Genomic DNA, 20,025 nt, shown 5'->3' with positions numbered 1-20,025 from the left:
ATTTAACACACCTAGATAATGTGGAGTTTGGTCTTTTTTCATATCTGGTCGATTACAACGAACAACAGCAATTCGATCATTCTTCACTCTCCATTAATCTGTTTACGGCAGGAACTCCATCGCGTAACCTGTCTAAAAGTCAGATACACACCAAATAGGTAGCCTGTCATATCGGCTATTGCAAGGGCCTTAATGGTAACCAGTGGATCTGTACTGAAATATCCAAAAGCGATAGAGGCCGATTTAGCCAGAAATAGAAATATCTGAATAATCAGGTTAATATGCTGTGAATTGGTTGCCAACAGCATGAGAGAAATAGGCGAATAGACAAATTGTACTGCTGCGCCAAGCATCAGCCAACCAGCATAAATACCTGCAGTACTCCAAGTGGCGCCAAAGAGCAAGGTGAATAGATCTTCACCAAAGAAAAAAAGAATAAACAAGGGAAGAATCGTCAAGGAACCAAGTGAGATGGCGATTTTACCGACAAATGAAGTCAACTTACCATCGACAGAGGCTTCACGAGCATGCGAATACAATGCTTGCCCAACTGCCTGCCCGACGACGGCAACAGGCATGCTTATAACCCGATAAGCTAATAAATATAGGCCAGCAACAACAGGAGAGAATACAACAGGAAGAAGAAATTGAGGTAAATTCGCGGCCAGAGTATTAATTCCAGCTGCTGGCATATCGTATTTTGGAAATCTACTGTGCAGAATTGCTACAGCCGCAACACGTTTAAAGCGCAACGCGCTCTTCATTGGTTTAAATCGTTTTATCAAACATTGGCCTAAAAATACGACTCCCGCCGACTGCCCAGCCACATTCCCCAAGATGAGCCCTAAAGCACTGCTGTGAAGCGCTCCAAATCCAAGCTGCAAACCAACTCCACTGAGTGCTTGGGTAAACTTCGTTCTGGCAACTGTACCAAATTGCTTGTCTCGGATTGCCAAAAATGTGAGCGACCTATACGTGCTCACAAGCACAATTCCCACTGGCAACACCCATAAGTGTCGAGCTAGGTGGGGGACATTGAAAAAAATAGATATTTCAGAACGAAATCCAATAACCACCCCAGCACAGATGATACAGCATGCCAAGTTTATAAGCACAGCCAAAGCCAGGATATTCAACGCAGCAACAGTCGTTTTTACTATGGGAATTGCGAGTTCATAACGACCACAGGACACTACTGAAAGAGCACCCAGCGAGGCGATAAATACGGAAAGTACCCCAAAATCTTCAGGATTATATAGACGTGTGAGTAGCGGAGATGCGAGGATGGCTATAACCTGTGCGCTAGCAGTACCCGTAACAAGGGCAGCAATGCTACGTAAAAAGCTCCCCTGTGATGCTGAACGAGAAAAAAAAACTTTGATCCTGCTCATTGTACCGGCTTACTTTGAAGATTAAAGGACTGAAGTATTAGTGGCGCGACTATTTTTGACCCATTAACACTTAAGTGATCATCATCCGCATAAAGAAGAAACCTGTCGAGAATGCCAATACATGTGGCACCAGAACAAAATATTGGCTCCGGATCAATTATGTTAAGCTGTGGACTCTGCAGTTTAACAGCTTTAATAATGGAGCGATATTGCAACATTCTCGCTGAGTATTCACTATAGGCAACCTCACAACGGGTATCTTTGGAAATTGCCAAAGGCCTGCCAATACAATTGCTAGGTGTTACCCCTAACTCCGGTACTTCCAAAAAATACGACACATGTTTAGCACCAGATTGCAGTCGCCTAACAGTGTTCACCAGTCCATACATAAAAGCTTGTTCAGGTGCAAATTTTCTACGTTCCTCCTGATATTCATATACTTTTATAGGCTGAATTGATACGTCTTTCTCCGCAACCCCAAACCCCTTCCCTGTAATGTAAATTGGCCCCCGGGACGCTATCACAACCCACTTGACCTGAGAGATATTTACAACTGTACTCAATATGGTTTCTATTGAATCTACACACTGCGCGTCTTCGCTCGCGTTCCTCCCTGTTGTGGTCCCGAGGAACGGCGGGCACCCGGAATTTGCCAGCAACAGAGCACCCAAGCCACTTTTGCTCCCAAGCTCAGCAACACCTGGATAAAGCACATGAGCGTGTGAGTCTCCAATTACAGCAATCATAGGCCCATCCGCTTTATTCATTCGGCAATATATCGGTGCATTGCCATCGGGAAACAAGGCGAGACAAGATTGATCCTGTTGAGGTTCACGAATCATTTGCGTTTCCGCATCTTTTGCATATTGAAGAGAGGAACGGTTAGGTAATCCGTTGCTGATGACCAATCCTTGCGATATTATGAGAAGAACTCCCATTATACTTACCAGGCAAACAATCTGAAGACCTGATTGCCCGCATGCCCTTATTGGCCTTTCTATAACGCTGTAAGTAAGACCAGCAAGTATAATGGATAAAGCGGCGGCAACCCAAAGAACAGCAACCGAAGGGGTTCCACCCTCCATAATACGGATATACGACAATATTGGCCAATGCCATAGATACAGAGGATAACTAATAAGCCCAATCCATACTAAAAGCCTCGCACTAAGCAAACGATTACCAAACGATTTTTCTCCGCAACCGATAAACAAAGTTGTTGCGACAATAAGCACCACTCCACCTGGGCCCGGGTGAGGCATATTGCCATCGATCAAAAATAACGAAATAATAATCGTTAATAATGAAAAAGTTGATATCAGTTGATGCGCCCATGGCAAAGCTAATCTCCACTCCGATGCGTTGCTCTTTTGATTATAGTGCCAATAGGCAAGTAGCGCTCCGAACATCAATTCCCAAAATCTTGCCAATGGATGAAAGAAGAGAATATCTATATCATGCTGTGCAAGGTAAAGAGAGCATCCAAAGGAAAATACAATAGAGGTACTGATAAAAATCGAGATAGAAATCCGGAAACGGTGGCAAAGCAACAGAAAAAGAGGCCAAATTAGGTAAAATTGCTCCTCAACAGAAAGAGACCACAAGTGCAGTAGAGGTTTAGCTTCAGATACTATATCAAAATATCCGGCTTCATTCATTACCACCAAATTAAACAAAAAAACTATTGAGGCCGAAGCATGTTTAGCAAGTTGTTTATATTCTGCTGGAAAAAGAGCGTAAAAACCAAAAATGAGTGTAAATACTATAACAAGAGCAAGCGCAGGAAAAAGACGTCGGATACGTCGAGCATAGAAAGAACAAACATGAAATGAATGTGTTGCTATTTCTTTAAAGAGAATTAATGAAATGAGATATCCTGAAATAACAAAAAAGATATCGACTCCCAGAAATCCACCTGGAAGAAGAGTAGGATTTAAATGGTAGATGAGCACTGACAGCACTGCAATTGCGCGTAGACCATCTATATCGCTTCTATATGTCAGTAGAGACATTTATTTCTTACCTGGAAATTAGCAACAACCTTAAGGAGAAGGGACAACTAGTAAAAACTCTAACCTAATACATACAATTCACGTTCAGTTACTCTTTCTCAATCAAAAAATAATTATCACTCCCAAGTAACGAAAATAATTCAGCGTTATTTTTTAATAAAAAAACATTCTTTATTGCGAAAGAAAAATCATCAATTTTTTTATCTTCTAAATCCCGAGTAAATAGAGTGACATGCAATATGTTAAAATTATTACTAAATGACTCCACCTTATTAAATCCTATAAAACTGATCAATAAGACATTATCCTGATGAGGAATTATTGACGGATAATACCTCGATATGCTTTTCCCCTTTTTATCAAAAATGGTGAATTTTAAATTTTTAATTTTCTGATCAGAATTAACTATAAAGGCAATATATTTATTATCTTGGATACTAACATTTTCATCTAACCCAAATACAATTCTGGCTTGCGAATTAGTATAGTGGGAAAGAACTTCAGGGTTGGAGACTCTGCCAGGAGAAATATTCACCAGATGGTCAATATTTTTTTCAGTCGTTTTTTGGGGGCTAGAGATACAATTTGCATCATAATTACATTTAATAGTATATTTTATCGGCATTGGCAACGCAGATTGCCAGTCAAAACGAACCTCATCAACTCTACTACTGAACAATTCTACATATCCCCCCCCATCAAAACTTTTAACAACAAAACTATCAACTTGAGAGTCATCACGGAATTGTCCTGTTAAAAAAGCTCTTTTACTGAAATTGATAGTTTTATCAAAAATATTTTTTATATTTTTCGAATAGACAACCTTTCCTTTAGATATAAAGTCTATAGTTATTGGAAAAACATCTATAAAGTATGGATTTGGCAGCCCTATCAAAGAAAACAGGAACTGATTTTCCTGATCAACATGAACGGGATATGATTCTTTAAATATTTTTCTTCTTCGAGATATATCATCTAAATAAAAATCGTCATGCGTAATTTCATATAATGCATCAAATAATTTTAATTCATAAATAGCATAATGTGACGCCTCCGTTGTAAGCGGATTAAGCATATAGTAGGTCCATTTATCATCTTTCCTAAAGAATTGTTCTTTAATTGTTTTATACCCATTTATATATCTAAAATACGCTCTCTTATATCGTTCATCTCCTGTTACGTCTGCCATTATCTTGACCGATAGCATAGCCATCAATGAGCCATTCAACACAAAATAACTATTCTTCTCATCCATACCTGGCCAAACATATTCACACACCCAGTGTGCATCAGGTCCCAGACGAATGGTGCACCCACTTTCCTCTACGGGTAATAAAATTCCATTCATTGCCTGTTCATAATTGAGCCGATATCGAGGCTCATGAAATACTTCATAACCAGCCCTGAATGCCAAAGCAATTGCAGCGTTCCCCATGCCGGACCACCATCCAGGGGCTAAATTATTATGCGCATAATTGTATTGCCAGATTTTAGATTGTTTTTGACTTTGATACATATGATGCGACTCAGCTAACCAATCCAAGTACTTCTTTGCGGTCGACAACTCGCTGGCATTCTGAGACATGTACGCCTCCCTGACAAGATTAAGCACAGCACAACCTGCTAATAATGGATGAGTTCGCTCACTTGTTAACAGCGGACTTTCTTCAAAGCTTTTCAATGGATATTTATAGATATCAATGATGGGACCGATAATATTTCTATTCATTGATACAACAGACAATGAAGATTGCGCATAGACTTCAGGTTCAACTACTTTCGCAACCAGCCCTTCTCCATCACATGGCGAATGAATGATTAAAATCACCGCACAAAAAAAACTTCCCCACAAAGCCTTAATTTTCATAACTATAAATCCAAACATAAATAAGATTGTTCATTGTCAAAAAAGACCTAAATAGTACCTGTCCATAAATGGTCTTCTTGCGTTATGCTTTAAATTTTATCTTTGAAATATCAACTAAATGCCTGTAGTAAAATTTATTGCATGACTTAAGCTAGAGTAAAAATTCTCATTTCGAGACAGACACTATATAATGAATACTTGGCCAAATCAGGAGCACACTATAAACGCCAACATGCTGCATCATTCAAGAACACATGATTTTCAGATAAAGGTGAAAATCAGCTCTTGCTCAGAACTGAAGCTCTAAGATAACCCCAAACACACCAAAATTTTATACTTGTGCCTATTCATAAATGGCCGTTTCGACTACCAGTTGTGTTATAATTAAAATTTGATTATCGAATGTAAGCGCTCACTCAGATATCAGCAATATGCCCGCGGTAGATTTTGAATATGTCTTGGCCTCTTCCCTTACCTGCTCTCAAACGAGAAACCTTTTTTACGGTGACTAATCACGAAGTCTGTATCGTTTTGATTTCACTCACGTCTAAGTTGTAGCTGACCACAGGTGCTTCATATTTGGACAAGCACGATTTTGAGCAGCTAAGCGTAGACTCCGTGAGCCTATCTATGCGTGAAATTGGGATCATCCAAAGAGGTAAGCGACCAGCGGGAGACTCCGTGGAGAGCCTCAGATCAGTTACCTTTTACGGACAGGCACTCACTCAGACAAACAACTTAAATTTTAGATAAATAGCCCGATCATTGTCTCGAACGACATCGAGCAATCATAAAGAACATGAGCTGTACCGCATTTATAACTGTTTTCAACTCGCGCGGCAACCTCACAGGGAGGCGAGGTAAAAGAAAGTGACCCGGATATAGATGCAACAAGTAAGAAACGAGATTGCTTGAAGCCCATTAATTGATAGACACAAAAAGGCTCTCCAAGGACGTTATTCCCGCTCATCTTTTGTTAGGCCTAACAAATATTCTTAAGATATTGGTACATAGCTGGGGCATAGCGTCAAACTTGTCTCGTTATGAATGAAATTTCCTATTCCAAAACAAAAGTCTGGTATAATGGCGGCTTGGTTGTAGCCGGTCTTCCTAGAAAAACGGAATAAAAAAAGTAAAATTAACATGATATCGACATCGCTTTCTCTAGATTTGCCAACAACTCTGTTTTGATGCCAAAAATCGCCATTTTTGACAAATTGCTAAAAATCCGCTTTTCCAAAATCTCGTAATTATAGCCAGATAAAGAAGTGTTTTTCTAATATAGACCGACTGCACTCAATAGCGGCTTGCAAAAACTAACAAAATTTCGGATTATATTTGTATATAGGTTGAGTTTGTTTTTTTCTACAACCTATGGGGGTTTGGGGATACCATCTGCTTGATAATAGCATTAGAGTATCAGGTGCCTGATTCAATGTTACCTCCCGCGTCTTGAGGCACTACCAGAAGAATACCTTTTATTTGTTTACAACCCAGGTGATTTCTTACAAGTCTTGAAACTTACATTTTTATAGAGTATAATTTTTTTATAAAAAAGTTTTGTGGGGTATAATTTATTCATGGAAAAAATATTTTTTTATTTAATTCTTGTAGTTCTAATGCTTACAAGCCAAAATGTTTTTTTATGCCATGCTGTTGAGCAAAATTGTTTTGAGCAGTCAATTACCCTGAAATTTAAACAAGTTGAATTGGGGACAATCTTCAACAAAATAGCTCAAGAATCCGGCGTACAAATTATTTATGATGAAAAAATCTCCAAAAGCATCGTTTCTGGAGAATACGCTGACGTACCATTGCGAGAAGTTGTTGCTCGATTGTTGAGAGGGGTAAACCATATACTGACAATGGATGAAGCTAACAGAACGTTAATGATCAGAGGGTTTGGTTCAGCGGGTTATGCACAAAAAGGTCCTAGTCTTGACTCAACTGACAGTAATTCTGATTTGACATACCAGCAGACGCAATCTTTGTATACCACGCAAGTAAATGACCATCTCAAAAAAATAGCAGCAGATAAAACCGAACTAGAGACCATTTACGAAAATCAACTTGCTGCTTATGATTTACAACAGAAAGCAGGAGGACTTTTTTCAGAAGAAGCAGGAATGACCAAGGATGAACTAGAGAAAAAATACGAAAACGAAATCCACAAGTTTCAGAGCGGTGATACTTCACAGCAATAAATTCAAGTTGACCCCCAAATTTTTAGGCCCAGAAAGTTTTATGGTCTGTACAATTTTTTTCTCAACATTCTTCCATGCGTGTGATATCTTTCTTACATGGCTTCATTATCTTTACCATATAATTCAACGCAGATATTTATTTGCAAATTGTTATTTTTTCCCTAAAAAAACGAGTTCGCCTACTCAATTGATATGACAGAAAAAATACTGCCAGGTAAATGTGTGTTTCTTTAATTAGCAATGTTTAAATTCTTTTTTAACTATTACAGCACTTCTAGCAAAAAATGACGTGCTGAATTTTTCGCATAACACAAACAAAAGGAGTGATTATGACAATTACAAAAAAAGCAGCGCTTACCTTTGCTGTAGTCATGATGGTTTTTGCTTTTTCTACCTCTGCAATGGCAGCGTCCTGTTCAAATGCAAAAGTATTGTTGGTTGGCCCTAACACAGCTTTTCCAAATAATACAGCAATCCAGATTCAATGTGTCAGTGGTATGACTGACTGGACAGCCGGAACGTCTTCCATTTCTATGATGGTACAGGCTGATATTGCGGATCAAATTTTGGCTACATCATTGACATCCATCTCTCTGGGTAAAAATGTGTACATTTATGCTACCACAGGTGCCCTAAATGGAGTGATTTATGGAATGTATCTGAGAAATTAATAAGTAATAACCTTATGTTTCTCATTTATGCTTCGCATAGCTAGTCATGACCAATGGTTTTGCCCATTGGTCATGACTCCTCATGGGTAACAAATATATTTTTCGTAAATACTCATAGGGTTAGTAACTTAACCTGGCAACTCTCCTGTATCTGTAACTACTTACAGGGTGTCAGAGTTTTGTTGCGAGCTAGCTGGCGCAGAGTATTGGCCATAGGCAAGCCAAGCTGATCGCAGCAAGAGGAGGGACACTGTGAACAGTTATAATTTTTCTTTACAAGAAATGAGATTCTGACTCATACTTTAGTGTCAGAATCTTATCGTAAAAAAGAGTTCTCTATTACGGATACCACTTCTCCTTGCTGTTCTGCAGTCAAATAAGGACTCATTGGTAAGCTCATTACCTTTTTAGCAATTTGTGTAGCTTGTGGTGTCTGCTGTTTCGACCCTAAATTTTTATATGCAGGTTGTTCATTTAGAGGGATAGGATAGTGAACTGCTGTTGGAATTCCTCTTTCTTTGAATATACTTTGAACTTCATCTCGATTCTTGCAACATATTGTATATTGTCCAAAAACTGAAGTTCTGTCTTCACGCTGAACTATACGTGTAACTCCAATTTCATCCAACCTCCTGTTGTACTGGTTACCAATTTCGCTACGTCTTTCCAACTCCCAGTCGAATTCTTCGAGTTTTGCCAGTACTACTGCACACTGTAACGTATCCATGCGACCACCGACCCCAATCCGGTTATGAACATATCGTTCACTTTGTCCGTGTACACGTAATTCACGGCTGACCCTTGCTATTGCGGCATCATTAGTGAAAATCGCACCACCGTCACCATAGCAACCAAGTGGTTTGCTCGGGAAAAAGCTGGTACAGCCGATTGTTGAAAGATTACAGCTTTTCCTCCCCTTATATACAGCTCCAAAACTTTGCGCAGCGTCTTCGATGACAGGTATATTACCATGACGTGCTGCGATTTCATTAATTTCGTCCATATCCGCTGGTTGGCCATAAAGGCTAACGGGGACAATTGCCTTGGTCTTCTCTGTTATAGCGTGTTCAATCAAATAAGGGTTGATATTACATGTATCAGATTCTATATCAACAAAAACCGGCGTTGCTCCCACCCTCACAATAACCTCTGCTGTGGCGACAAAAGTAAAAGGAGTAGTAATTACTTCATCACCGTCCCCGATGTTTAATGCCATCAAACTAATAAGAAGTGCCTCTGTACCACTGGCGACAGTAATACAGTGCTGAGCACCAGTATATGCCTGTAAACGCTCTTCAAGCTCACGAACTTCAGGACCCATTATATACTGCCCGTGTTCCAGGACGGTATTCATTCTTTGTTGAATACTAGGCTGTAGCTTACGATACTGAGTTTTGAGATCAATAAAGGGAATATTCACTTGCTCACACACTCCATTTGAGAGTTCCGTAGTTGATATTGTTTGTTGCTGTAAGGGCAGGTATAGCGGCCATTTCCCTCCAGTGGCAAAGGAATTTGCTCACCGAATTCGCTCATCCAGCCTATCTGACGAGCAGGCACTCCGACCATAAGAGCGTACGGGGGCACATCTTTGTTTACTACTGCCCCGGCAGCGACAAACGCAAAACGACCAATGGTAATTCCACATACGATCGTTGAATTAGCACCAAATGTCACGCCGTTTTCAACAATCGTTTCTCGATACTCATCCTTGCGAGGAATGGCAGATCGAGGATTGTAGACATTCGTGAATACCATACTAGGACCGCAGAAAACATCGTCTCCCAATGTAATGTTGTCATATACAGATACATTATTCTGAATCTTGACGTTGTGGCCAATCACGACCTTGTTGCCTATAAATACGTTTTGCCCTAATGAACAATTTTCGCCAATCGTTGCACCGGAACAAATATGTACCCAATGCCAGACCCTGGTATTCTTACCGATTGATGCACCAACATCTATAATAGCTGTTTCATGAGCAATATACGCAGGTTGCATTGTTTAATACTCCAAAGGCAAGGAAATTGTTTTATTGTCTCTGGCAGAGAGGTAGGTTGCGATAAGCACCTCAAGGGATTTCAAGCCTTCCCGCCCATCGGTTTCAGGCTTGGCTTCGCCACGGAAAACATCAATAACGTTTTTAAAGTAAAGAGGATGACCAAATCCATAGACAGAAGTTGTCTGGTAGCTTGCATTCTGTACGTCATCATCATAATCCTTTGGTTCTGCAAATTCCCAATGTTGAATTTCGTTTACGGCAACGCCACCGACCTTCACGGTTCCTTTCTCACCGAGGATAGTAATAGAACCTTCAAAATTCTTAGGGTAGGTTAGCATAGTGACGCTCATGGAACCCATCGCACCATTACGCCATCGAATATTCATAACACCAGAATCTTCGACTTCTATATCACGGTCCAGTGTTCCTGTCATAGCCTGTATGCTTTCAACGGGACCAATAAGCCAATCCAACAAATCAACATAATGACTCGCCTGATTCATGAAAGCTCCACCATCCAGTTCCCATGTCCCACGCCATTCTGCACTATCATAATACTCCTGCGGCCTAGTCCAAAAAACATTAAGATTAACCATGTAAATCCGACCGAACCGTTTTTCTTCAACAGCTCTTTTCAGTAGCTGCAAGGTTGCATTTCTACGATTCTGCTTAATAACAAACAGATGCACCCCACCTGTATCACATGCACGTACCATATCAAGGGCATCTTTCCAACGGGTAGCCATTGGCTTTTCAGTCATTACATGCACGCCATGCTGTGCAGCTAAAATTGTTAGTTGAGGATGAAGACCGCTAGGTGTACAGATAGAAACAATATCAATGTCTAGTGTATTAAGCATTTCATCAAAATTTAAGAATCCGGGCACTCCAAACTTTTCGATGTTTTCCCGCAAAACAGTCTGATTTTTCTCACAAATCCCGACGAGCTCCAGATTTTCACTATGCTGTTCAATAGCGGCAAAATGATTCTTTGCAATTCGCCCACAGCCTACGACAGCTATCCTTATTGGCCTATCAACTATAAGTTTTTTCATCAATGCCCCTTAGATTTAATTTGTTGGTGCTATATTACGAACGTCCGTCAAGCCCACACTTCCATTGACTTTGGGAACAAACATGTAATCTCTTGAAATAATATTATTTATCGAGCAAATATGGAAAACAGTTTGCGTGTCAGAAAAATTCCCCAAAAAAAGTCACTCTGTGGGGCAAGCAGATTAAAAAGCCTCCGCTTTATTACCGACCTCATGCAGTAGTACACCGCGACTGCGTGTCTGGTGCCTCGCTTCGACTGCACGATGAATGCTGGATCTCAGGTAAAGAGTCATTCGCCAAGAAACAAGGAGTAAACTCAGGAATAAGCTGTTGTAAAGACATCTTAATTCCATAACTATCATGGCGACGTGCCTTATCGAACAGTTCCTCAAGGCCATTGAAAAGATTAACACAATCCATGGAATTACCGCGCAAAACCATGATCTTTTCATGGTGTGTTTCAACAATTCCTTCGCCTTCGGTGATTAATTCTTCATACAATTTTTCACCTTCTCTGAGACCTGTATATTTAATTTCAATTTCCGTATCAGGTTCTTTCCCTGCGAGTTTGATTAATCTTCTGGCCATATTGGCTATTTTAATTGGCTCACCCATTTTTAAAATAAATATTTCTTCACCATGCCCCATAGCACCAGCCTGGAGAATGAGCTGGGCGGCCTCTTCAATAGACATGAAATAGCGTGTGATCTCAGGATGAGTGACAGTTACTGGCCCCCCTAACTCTATTTGGCGTTTAAAAAGAGGAATAACTGACCCAGATGATCCCAATACATTACCAAACCGGACAGCCATGAACACTGTGTTATGATCATGTAATTTTTTATCAAAGAGAGGGACAGTATGAGTCAAACGTGATCGTATAGGAGAACACTGTCCATTCCAGTTATCTTTTCCATAGGCCATCATTATAAGTTCGGTAAGTCTTTTTGAGGCGCCCATGACATTGGTTGGCCTGACCGCCTTATCAGTTGACACAAGTACAAATCGTTGTACACCATGTATAATAGAAGTCTCAGCTAATAACTGGGTACCAAGCACATTGTTATGGATGGCTTGCCAGGGATTGTTTTCAACAAGAGGAACATGTTTATATGCAGCGGCATGAAAGACGACCTCTGGTTTGTGACGCAAAAACAACCATTCCAACAATCCAAGATCCTGTACTTTGCCAAGTATTGGTGATATATTTTCAAATTTGTATTCATGGACAAGTTCCATTTGAATAGTATATAGATTTGCCTCACTGGCATCCAATAAAATTATTCTTCGAGGCGAAAAACGTAAAATCTGACGACACAACTCAGAACCTATGGATCCACCGGCCCCAGTAACAAGGACAGTTTGATCGGTAAGGTATCTGCCAATGACATCCTGTTCAAGTTTGACTTCAGTTCTGCCGAGCAGATCGCTATAGGAAATATCCCGCATGGATTTCACAGATATTTTCCCGTCTATTATCTGCCCAATTCCTGGCAAAACCTTAAAAGGGATATCGGCTTCCTGGCAAATAGTAACGATACGTTGCATATCCTGACCGGTAAGGGAGGCTATTGCAATTAATGCCTCATTCGCTTTTGAACGCCGGATATGTTCTTTAAGATCACTAATTAGTCCAAAAACAGGAATACCATGAATTTTCATCCCCGTCTTCTTGTGATCATCATCTACAAGCCCAACCACTGCATATGGAAGTTGATTATTTTCCTTTATTTCTCGCAAGACTTTTTCTGCATAGGCGCCTGCACCAATAATTAACAAACGCTTTTTACTTACCTTTGAAAATTTAGTAAAAAATCCATTTGAGCCTTGTACATTTTGATAAAAATAACGTATTGCAACTCTATGCCCACTAACCAGCAGAAATGTCAAAAGGGTATCCAAAATAAATACAGAACGTGACAGGCCTTCAAACCTGTTAAAATACAAAAGAATTGTAACAATAATAAATGCAGATACAGTAGTTCCTTTTAGGATATTAAATATATCTGAATAGCTTGTATAACGCCACATACCTCTATACAATCCAAACAAATAGAAAATTATTATTTTAACAAATACAAGAAACGGTATAAGTGGATTTATCAAAACAACATTGCGATATTCCAATATAGAATCTGCAAAACGAATCACATTAGCCAAATAATATGCAATGACAAGCAATATAATATCAACCGTAATAATAAACCAAAATTTCGGATTTTTACGAAGACTCGTAACAAGTTGAATATTCATATGAGAAATTTCTGTAAAAGTAATTATTAAAAATTACATATATTAAATTAAACGCCATGATCAGAAAACAAAACAGGAGTCTCTTACCTGTATCATCTCTACAGGGGTGTGAACTGATCAACGGAGATGATCTCGACGACTGTATTTATCTCAAAATTGCAGACGAGTTAAGCATATTTCAAAAACATTTCTTACTACTTTTTAAACAAATACGATTTTTTTCTATCACAGCATACTCTTTATACAATCGCAACCATATTGTATTCTTACGGATTTTCGGAGATGGCCATTTCAATGTTGTCCGTCTATTATACTTCGACAACACATGCGGCTTTGAATTGAAAATAAAAATTAAAACTAACATGAGAGCTGCAACATGCCTTATACCTACACCTTTTACACCGCGTGAAAACAGTTCGCCACCCAAACGCCCGACAACCATACTCATAGCAAATGGAACAGGAAGGGCCCACAACCACCTCCAGGATAAAGTCGGATAGGTCAACTTGGCAATAATCTCCGACGTGCAAGGTATCATAAGCAAAACAACGGAAATAATTACAAAATTCCTATATATAGGCCTCACCTTTGCATTGGTAACGAAAAAGGGACTGACAACGAAACAAGCTACTGCAAAAAAACCTCTATACCCATCGCCAAACATCATCAGAAACATGTCATAGTTCGTAGTATGCTCTTGAAATCCATGAGATGTATGCACAGCATTAGTTACCACACCAAAGTAAAATCGCATAACAAGACCCAATGCAAGGGGTACGATCAAACACAAAAATAACAACAAATATTTTTTAATGGCATATATATCTTTAAATACTGTAGATAAAATGAGAATAGACAAGACAATAAGACAAACCACTATGCCAGTTGCAGTAAAACCGCAACCAGCCACCATAGTAAAAGCAAGAAATAATATATTTTTTTTGTCTAACGTCTCAGCAAATTTAAAATAATAATAAAATATTGCTGGTATTATAATAGATACCAGAACAGCCTTTCCTTGAAACAGCCTTACAAAACCAAAATTTGCATATGTTCGATGAATATCTCCCCAAACCAACATCACTATAAAAAAGAATACCATACCAACAATCCAATTTTTTCCAATTAGCAGCTTAAGCAGTTGGTAATTAGCAATAACTACAAATACAGACAAAAAACCAGGCAAAATGAGATAATAGGAAACAAGCAGTGGTACACCAGCAATATAAGTAACCGAAGATTTTGCCAATTCATATGGCATAATTACATGCAACCGATGTTGTAATACCGGAATATCCTTAAAAATAGTTTTAGCATAATCAAGAACGGCAATTGATACATTTAGGTATAATTGATCATCAGAATCTGGTCTATGCAAACATAATGTAAGAAAAATAGCTAAAGATACAAACAAAATAAGAGCAACCGACTCTTTCACGGAGATAAAATCAATATATTTATTGCTCACACACCTATACACAAACAAAACAATAACTAATACAATAAGGGCAACACTTAAAACAGCTAACGAAGAAAAAGAATATCCAATAAAAAAAAACACCACATAAGAAACAGTCCACAGTGCAAAACCTAAAAAGAACAGACTAAATATAGAATCAATGTATTTACAATTCATCTTTTTCCATAAAAAATAGAAACAGCATACAGCATGAATATATATGTTAAATTTTTCATATAATTAAGCCGATAACTTCTTACTTCGCTTTACACACCGCCTCTTGACCAACCATTCCTCCGCCTTTTTACAGATTTAATTCTATTTAACAGCAACTTGTATTACAGTAGCTTTGCGGCAGGCATAAAAGGAACATATTCATATTCTTTGCCCCGCACTTTCCTTCTGACAACAAATCAAGTAAGCACGGGACATAAGGAGTAAAAGCCTGATACGTACAATATATAACTGATCACGAGGTTAATAACACTGACATTTCAATTAGTTCTGAATGAATTGTAACTGTTCACAGGTGCTTCAGCTTTGGACAAGCGTGTTTTTTCGCTATAGGCTATCTATGCGGGAAACCGCGATCGTGTAAAGATGGGGTACCTGTAATCAGTTACTACAATATGGTATTTTTTATAAAGATATTCCATAGCGGGAATAAACAGACAGGATATTTTCCATCATAGATTTCAGCCCATACTTTGTTGAAACTGCATGCCGTTGTTCTACAATAGCCTGCTCATGTCGTAGCAGACAACTGGTTAAAGAAAGCAACGCATCATGTGCCGATCTTACATCACCATAGTCAACAGTAGCATGATGCTGCACGAGATTAAGCGGCTCAAGAATGGATGGAGTCCGCACGGCCAGAACAGGAAGCCCGTAGAGTAGCCCTTGAACAAAGGATTGCGAAATACCCTCGCTCTCGTTGGAAGAGAAGAAAATCATATCAAAGGCTGAAAAATATTTTTCAGGTTCTTCCGTATGACCTGCGAGAATAAATCGATCCTCGAGTTGTTTTTCACGGATCATCTGTTCAAGGTGGGGACGCTCCCCACCTTCGCCGACCAGCATGAATTTATATTTATCAGGCATCGTAGCAGCGGTTTCAATAATGAACGGATGCCCTTTGTAGTGCCGTAGAAAAGCTACGTTACCTACCAGGATTTCATCATCAGCAACACCATATTGTTTACGAATCGCCTCACGATTAGAGCTGTCGTATCGAAACCGTTCTTCATCTATACCGGTATTCTGAACCACAACGAGATCCTTTTTCACACCTTGGCGCACGAGCTGGTCACGTATAGATTCACTACATGCAAATATCACATGGGGGAACAAATTATAACTTACAGCAGAGGAAATGGGAGCCAACACATGGCGAGTTCTTGCTATCAGAGGAACTCCACAAATCCTGGCTGCACATCCGGCCATCCAGGAATCTTCTGACGAATGGGTATTTAGCACGTCCGGACGAATGGATCGTAAAATACGAAACAGCGATTTCCAGGAAGTCAGACAAAATTTAGATGTAAAAGGGACAGGATATACGGGGATATCCATACCCTTGGCTCTTCTAGCCAATTCACTGTCCTCCGGCACAATAAGCCCTGTCCGGAATCCAAGTTTTTTCATCTCCTGAAGCTCACACAAGGTGCGCATTTCCTGGCCGCCCCAGTCCCGGGTCCAGTCAGAATGAACAATTAATGGCGTTGATTTTGTTTGTTGTGTATTCACTATGCCTTTTCAACGGAGTCAGACTCCTGATAGTTGATATAACGAAGGTTCCCATTGAACAGCGTTCAAAAATGGGGATAATCTGTTGAAGCACTGCTATATTTAAATTTTCCCCACTGGTGAGTATGCGTATCAGGAGAACTACAACACATCTTAAAGGAGGTAAAGTGAAACAAAGCAAAAAAAGTCCGCATTCTGTTAGAGGCTTGCCACACGGGCATCGGGTTTTCTCTCTCCATTTCTGCTCAGCACTTTCTCTCTCCCATGCCTCACCAGAATCTTTTCCACAGTATATACTAAAAAATTACTCTTTAAACAAATCTGGATACGCCACATTATTACAACCAGAAAAACAATGGTACTCATATCATCGGCAAACAGCCCCAAATACCCATTCTCCCTGTGTTGAAAAGTCACAGAAAATTTTATTTGCTTTTTTGACCCCAGCAATTCATAGAGGCAAATACTGACGAAGGGGAGGACCGGCTCGAAAAACACCCGCTTTCTACAGACAGACTCCCCCAGGCTACAACCCATGGCATCTCAAGACAGAACATCACAGCCCAGGGCAGACAGGATTATAATCTCCATCACCATTGCCACAACAATCACTCTCGGCAAACACCCCTTCTCACATCGCCTTAAAAAACAAGACACCCTCTACAAAAAGGTCACACCGTCTCCAGTCAACACCGACTAACCTTAAAATTAGCTTGACTTTTACTCTGGTTTTCGTGTTAATTCTTGCTTTTCGTTTACTCTTTATTTCTGCAACAAGAAATTTAGGAACGAGTAACATGAGCCCTGAAAATCAGCACGTCACATATTTTCAGGTCACAGGCATAGCAGTACCGCCTGTTCCACATAATCCATTCGTACAACTTTCAGGAAACAGATATGGCATTCTGGCGACAACCCCTGGACACCCAAGAAATACAGATCACTAAAGGGGTGGTAAATATCATTGAAGATCGTTGTAAAGGCTGTGGATATTGCATTGAATTCTGCCCCATGCATATACTCGCCTTTTCAGACCACTTTAATAAAAAGGGATATCACCCACCACAAACGACAAAACCGGATGAATGCGTCAACTGTCATTACTGCGAAATAATTTGTCCGGAATTTGCCATTTATTCCACTGAAGCTCCTTTATGATCACCAATGAAGCAATTTTAGATTTTGCTTCTCACACCTAGATGAAGGTCGTATATGAAATCAGCTGTTCAAACAGGAAGCCATTATATCACAGGTGATGTGGCATGTGCCGAGGGCGCCATCGCAGCAGGATGCCGTTTTTTCGGCGCCTACCCGATTACCCCGGCAACTGAGATTGCAGAACACATGGCCGAGAGATTGCCGGATGTCGGCGGCACCTTTATTCAAATGGAAGATGAAATCGCCGCTATCGCCTCAATCCTTGGTGCATCCTGGACAGGGACTAAGACTATGACAGCCACCTCAGGTCCGGGATTCAGCCTGATGATGGAAAACCTCGGGCTTGGTGTGTGCACAGAAACACCCTGTGTGATTGTCAATGTCCAGCGAACCGGCCCATCCACCGGCCTGCCCACACAAACAGGGCAAGGGGACATGATGCAGGCACGCTGGGGATCGCACGGAGATTATGAACTCATCGCCATTGCACCATCATCTCCTCAGGATTGCTTTTATCACACCATCCTTGCGTTTAACCTGAGCGAAAAATACAGAGTGCCTGTACTGGTTATGGCCGATGAAATCGTCGGTCATATGAGCGAAAAGGTTATCATCCCAGATGCAAAAGAAATCCAATTGATAGAGCGCCCAAAACCCAAAGGGAGAAAGGACCGTTTCAAATTGTATGAACCAGGTCCCAATGGCGTGGCCCCCATGCCTGCCATTGGCGATGGCTACAACGTTCATGTAACAGGCTTGACCCACGATGAACGAGGCTACCCAGCCATGACCGTTGAAGCCCAGGAAGAAATGATGACCAGGATCAAAGGTAAAATCCGGGACAACCTTGATGATATCGTGCACACAGAAGAATACATGATGGATGACGCTGATATTGTCATTGTTTCCTATGGTATTTCTGTCCGTACAGGGCTGACAGCAGTAGATGAAGCCCGCAAACTGGGTTACAAAGCAGGACTTCTCAGATTAATTACGGTATGGCCTTTTCCAGAGCAGATGATTCACGATATTGCAGCCCGTGTCAAAGGCCTCATAACCGTTGAGATCAACCTCGGACAGGTGCATTATGAAGTTGAAAGGTGTGCCAAAGGACAGGCATCAACTCACCTGGTGGGTTCTGCAGGCGGTAAAATCATCCACCCGGACAAGGTGGTTTCTCTGATAAAGGAGGTCTTCCAGCCATGACCAAAAACCCGAAACAGATAGGCAGCAAACAACCGTCCCATCCATTGGACGACCTGATCCGGACCGATCGTATTCCTCACATCTGGTGCCCCGGGTGCGGCATTGGTACGGTCTTCTCATCCTGCCTCACAGCAATAAAGGCCACTGAAATTCCCTATAACGAGTTCACCATGGTTTCCGGCATCGGCTGTTCAGCAAGGGGAGCAGGATATATCAAGCTGGATTCTTTTCACACAACCCATGGCCGTGCCATTCCTTTCGCAAGTGGTATAAAAATGGCCAAGCCGGATCTGAACGTTATCGTCTTCAGTGGAGATGGTGACCTGTTTGCCATTGGTGGCAATCATTTCATCCATGCAGCACGCCGCAACATGGACATAACGGTCATCTGTGTAAATAACCTGAACTATGGCATGACTGGAGGCCAGGTCGCAGCTACCACTCCCAGCCGAGCCAAGACGACCACGACCCCGTTTGGCAATCCTGATTCACCGTTCAACCTGCCCCTCCTGGCTTACGCATCTGGAGCCTCCTATGTGGCACGCTGGACAATCCTGCATGTCAGAGACCTGACCAATGCCATCAATGAGGCTATACGGAAAAAAGGATTTTCCTTTATCGAAGTACTTGCCCCCTGCCCCATTAATTATGGCAGACGTAACAAGGAAAAATCCCTGGATACCATGAAACTGTATCAGGAAAAGACCATTATTAAAAATGGAGCAGATCCTGGACGTGCGGATATTGACTTTGAACGTGGTGTCATCCTGGGGACTTTTGTCGATACTGATCGCAGCACCTGCGATGACATGTACGAGGTCACCTGCAGACAATGCAGTGAGGATTAAATTTTATACTGTCGACATCCAGCACTTACCAATTTGAGTTCAACAAGTGTCCGTCCAGAAATGCCCCCCTGGCTCGCTAACCAGGACACCAGGACCCTCCACGCCTCCTACCGCATTGATATTATGAAATACATCAAGCACAAGGTTTG

At 40.8% G+C, this 20,025-nt stretch carries 14 protein-coding genes; 5 read left to right on the top strand and 9 right to left on the bottom strand.

Translation table 11 applies throughout. The features are described from left to right. Window positions 1-83 precede the first annotated feature (83 nt). The 3 genes from G493_RS27205 to G493_RS0100720 all read right to left on the bottom strand — a co-directional run bounded on the left by G493_RS27205 (window position 84) and on the right by G493_RS0100720 (window position 5,270). Complete coding sequence (locus G493_RS27205) at window positions 84-1,391, bottom strand: lipopolysaccharide biosynthesis protein (RefSeq protein WP_035272831.1); 1,308 nt, start codon at window positions 1,389-1,391, stop codon at window positions 84-86. Next, window positions 1,388-3,403: an acyltransferase family protein gene (locus G493_RS27200; protein WP_051308907.1), complete on the bottom strand. Its 2,016-nt coding sequence runs from the start codon at window positions 3,401-3,403 to the stop codon at window positions 1,388-1,390. The genes G493_RS27205 and G493_RS27200 overlap by 4 nt, the downstream gene beginning before the upstream one ends. 88 nt (window positions 3,404-3,491) lie before the next feature. Then, window positions 3,492-5,270 (bottom strand): D-glucuronyl C5-epimerase family protein, encoded by a 1,779-nt coding sequence (locus G493_RS0100720; RefSeq protein WP_161629771.1) that lies wholly within the window; start codon window positions 5,268-5,270, stop codon window positions 3,492-3,494. Window positions 5,271-6,850: 1,580 nt separating this feature from the next. On the opposite strand from G493_RS0100720, the gene G493_RS0100715 reads away from it, so the two are divergent. Beyond that, on the top strand, window positions 6,851-7,474 hold the full coding sequence (locus G493_RS0100715) for a hypothetical protein (RefSeq protein WP_153306399.1): 624 nt from the start codon (window positions 6,851-6,853) through the stop codon (window positions 7,472-7,474). A gap of 329 nt (window positions 7,475-7,803) precedes the next feature. After that, window positions 7,804-8,145 (top strand): hypothetical protein, encoded by a 342-nt coding sequence (locus G493_RS0100710; protein WP_028578818.1) that lies wholly within the window; start codon window positions 7,804-7,806, stop codon window positions 8,143-8,145. 316 nt (window positions 8,146-8,461) lie between these two features. Here the strand turns inward: G493_RS0100710 and G493_RS0100705 are convergent, their stop codons facing one another. The 6 genes from G493_RS0100705 to G493_RS0100680 all read right to left on the bottom strand — a co-directional run bounded on the left by G493_RS0100705 (window position 8,462) and on the right by G493_RS0100680 (window position 16,664). Then, the gene (locus G493_RS0100705) at window positions 8,462-9,565 is read right to left on the bottom strand and encodes a DegT/DnrJ/EryC1/StrS family aminotransferase (protein WP_028578817.1); all 1,104 of its coding nucleotides are present in this window, start codon (window positions 9,563-9,565) and stop codon (window positions 8,462-8,464) included. Further along, on the bottom strand, window positions 9,562-10,149 hold the full coding sequence (locus G493_RS0100700) for an acyltransferase (protein ID WP_028578816.1): 588 nt from the start codon (window positions 10,147-10,149) through the stop codon (window positions 9,562-9,564). Before G493_RS0100700 ends, G493_RS0100705 begins: the two co-directional genes overlap by 4 nt. Window positions 10,150-10,152: 3 nt before the next feature. After that, a complete protein-coding gene (locus G493_RS0100695) occupies window positions 10,153-11,205 on the bottom strand; it encodes a Gfo/Idh/MocA family protein (protein WP_028578815.1) in 1,053 nt (350 codons plus the stop codon). A 211-nt stretch (window positions 11,206-11,416) separates the two neighbouring features. Then, entirely contained in the window at window positions 11,417-13,459 is a 2,043-nt protein-coding gene (locus tag G493_RS27195) for a polysaccharide biosynthesis protein (protein ID WP_084813355.1), read from the bottom strand. Window positions 13,460-13,637: 178 nt separating this feature from the next. After that, on the bottom strand, window positions 13,638-15,095 hold the full coding sequence (locus G493_RS0100685; protein ID WP_028578814.1) for a DUF6077 domain-containing protein: 1,458 nt from the start codon (window positions 15,093-15,095) through the stop codon (window positions 13,638-13,640). Window positions 15,096-15,557: 462 nt separating this feature from the next. Beyond that, a complete protein-coding gene (locus G493_RS0100680; protein ID WP_028578813.1) occupies window positions 15,558-16,664 on the bottom strand; it encodes a glycosyltransferase in 1,107 nt (368 codons plus the stop codon). Between the two features lie 897 nt (window positions 16,665-17,561). Here G493_RS0100680 and G493_RS0100665 point away from each other — a divergent pair. The 3 genes from G493_RS0100665 to G493_RS0100655 are packed head-to-tail and all read left to right on the top strand — an operon-like array spanning window position 17,562 to window position 19,876. Then, entirely contained in the window at window positions 17,562-17,822 is a 261-nt protein-coding gene (locus G493_RS0100665) for a 4Fe-4S dicluster domain-containing protein (RefSeq protein WP_028578811.1), read from the top strand. 54 nt (window positions 17,823-17,876) lie between these two features. After that, window positions 17,877-19,028 carry a 2-oxoacid:acceptor oxidoreductase subunit alpha gene (locus G493_RS0100660; RefSeq protein WP_028578810.1) on the top strand — a complete coding sequence of 384 codons (1,152 nt, stop codon included), beginning with the start codon at window positions 17,877-17,879 and terminating at the stop codon, window positions 19,026-19,028. Continuing rightward, window positions 19,025-19,876 carry a 2-oxoacid:ferredoxin oxidoreductase subunit beta gene (locus tag G493_RS0100655; protein ID WP_028578809.1) on the top strand — a complete coding sequence of 284 codons (852 nt, stop codon included), beginning with the start codon at window positions 19,025-19,027 and terminating at the stop codon, window positions 19,874-19,876. The genes G493_RS0100660 and G493_RS0100655 overlap by 4 nt, the downstream gene beginning before the upstream one ends. Window positions 19,877-20,025 lie beyond the last annotated feature (149 nt).

It is taken from the genome of Desulfogranum japonicum DSM 18378 (assembly GCF_000429945.1).
Taxonomy (GTDB): domain Bacteria; phylum Desulfobacterota; class Desulfobulbia; order Desulfobulbales; family Desulfobulbaceae; genus Desulfogranum; species Desulfogranum japonicum.
This window is presented reverse-complemented; position numbering and strand designations above follow the sequence as displayed.